This window comes from Tahibacter caeni, from assembly GCF_024609805.1.
GTDB lineage: Bacteria > Pseudomonadota > Gammaproteobacteria > Xanthomonadales > Rhodanobacteraceae > Tahibacter > Tahibacter caeni.
This window is the reverse complement of the sequence record NZ_JANFVR010000572.1, coordinates 1-1,740: the sequence shown is the minus strand read 5'-3', so window position 1 is coordinate 1,740 and position 1,740 is coordinate 1. Positions and strand designations below refer to the sequence as shown.

At 74.0% G+C, this 1,740-nt stretch carries 2 protein-coding genes; one reads left to right on the top strand and one right to left on the bottom strand.

Features of this window, described 5'->3' with window-relative positions:
* A partial coding sequence (locus NON22_RS23875; RefSeq protein WP_257389481.1) for a hypothetical protein occupies positions 1 to 432 on the bottom strand: 432 nt, incomplete at its 3' end.
* A gap of 262 nt (positions 433 to 694) precedes the next feature.
* On the opposite strand from NON22_RS23875, the gene xseA reads away from it, so the two are divergent.
* The coding region (gene xseA / locus NON22_RS23870) for an exodeoxyribonuclease VII large subunit (protein ID WP_257389480.1) at positions 695 to 1,740 on the top strand (1,046 nt) is incomplete at its 3' end.

Sequence of the window (1,740 nt, the reverse complement as noted above, 5' to 3'; positions counted from 1 at the left end):
CGGCGCCAGCGCGTCGATCGCGCGATCGGCCGCGGCGAGGTAGTTCACCTGGCCGCGCACGCTGCTGGCCGGCGCGCGCTTGACGGCGCGCGGCGCCGGCTTCGGCGCGGCGGCCGCCGGCGCCAGGCCGTCGACGAGGCCACCGAGCGCCGCGCGCTGCACGGCGCTGGGTATCGCGCCGGTCTCGACGAAGGAGCACAGGAAGACGATGAGCTCCAGGGTCGGCACGGCGATCTCCGCGAAGTCCCGGGCCTCGGCTTCGGCGTTGATTTTCTCGAGTTCCTCGTGCAGCAGGCCGGCCTTGGCGCCGTCCCAGTGGTCGCCGAGATTGGCGCGCCACTCGGCAACGAAACTTTCCAGGCGCTGGCGCAGCGCGCGCTCGCCGGCAGCCGCCCGGCGCGGCGCCTCGGATTCGGTCACGGAATCGACCATGTGGCTCTCATCACCCCTGAGTGACTGGCAGCGGAGTCGCGGAACGCGGACGCGCCCGCCTGCGGCAGCGTTCGCTACGGCGCCGGCGCGGCCGATCTGCCGCGGACGACGCCGCTTCCGACGGCGCAACTATAACGACTGGCGGGCGCCGCCGTGACCGATCCGGATCAATTCCGACGACGCGCGACGCGGTTTGCCGTCGCCCGCGGCCGCGCCTACACTGCCGGCCCGTCCGGCCCCGGCCGGCAAGCCCCGCCCGCCGATGTCCGAAGACCGCATCGTCCATGCCAGCGGCCGCGACGTGCTGACGCCCTCGCAGCTGACGCGTCGTGCACGCGACCTGCTCGAAGACGGCTTCGGCCTGATCTGGCTCGAAGGCGAGATCTCCAATCTCGCGCGGCCGGCGTCGGGCCATCTGTATTTCAGCCTCAAAGACGGCGGCGCCCAGGTGCGCTGCGCGATGTTCAAGCCCAGGAGCAGCTATCTGCGCTTCCGTCCGGCCGACGGGATGCAGGTACTCGCCCGCGCCCGCGTCAGCCTGTACGAGGCGCGCGGCGAGTTCCAGCTCATCGTCGAGCATCTCGAGGAAGCCGGCGAAGGTGCGCTGCGCCGCGAGTTCGAGCGGCTCAAGGCCCTGCTCGCCGCCGAGGGCCTGTTCGCGGCCGAGCGCAAGCGCGCGCTGCCGCGCTTTCCGCGCCGGCTCGCCGTGATCACCTCGGCCACCGGCGCGGCCGTGCGCGACGTGCTCAGCGTCATCGCTCGGCGCTATGCGCTCGTCGACGTCGACGTCGTACCGGTGCCGGTACAGGGCCGCGAGGCGCCGCCGGCCATCGTCGCGGCGCTGCGCGCGGTCGCGCTGGCCGCGCGCCACGACGCGGTCCTGCTCGCGCGCGGCGGCGGTTCCATCGAAGACCTCTGGGCGTTCAACGACGAGGCCGTCGCGCGCGCGATCGCGGCGAGCCCGCTGCCGGTGATCAGCGCGATCGGCCACGAGACCGACTTCACGATCGCCGACTTCGTCGCCGACCTGCGCGCGCCTACGCCGTCGGCCGCGGCCGAGCTGCTCGTGCCCGACATGGCCGAGCTGTCGCGCCAGCTGACCCAGCGCCGGCATCGCCTGCATCTGCTGCTGCAGCGCCGCCTGCAGCAGCGCCAGCAGCAGCTCGACCGCCTGCACGCGCAATTGCAGGCGCGCAGTCCCGGCCAGCGCCTGCAGCTCGGCCGCAGCCGCCTCGCGGCGCTGGAACTGCGCCTGCGCCATGCGGCGCTGCAGGCGCGCCAGCGCCGGCGCGAGCGCCTGGCCGCGGC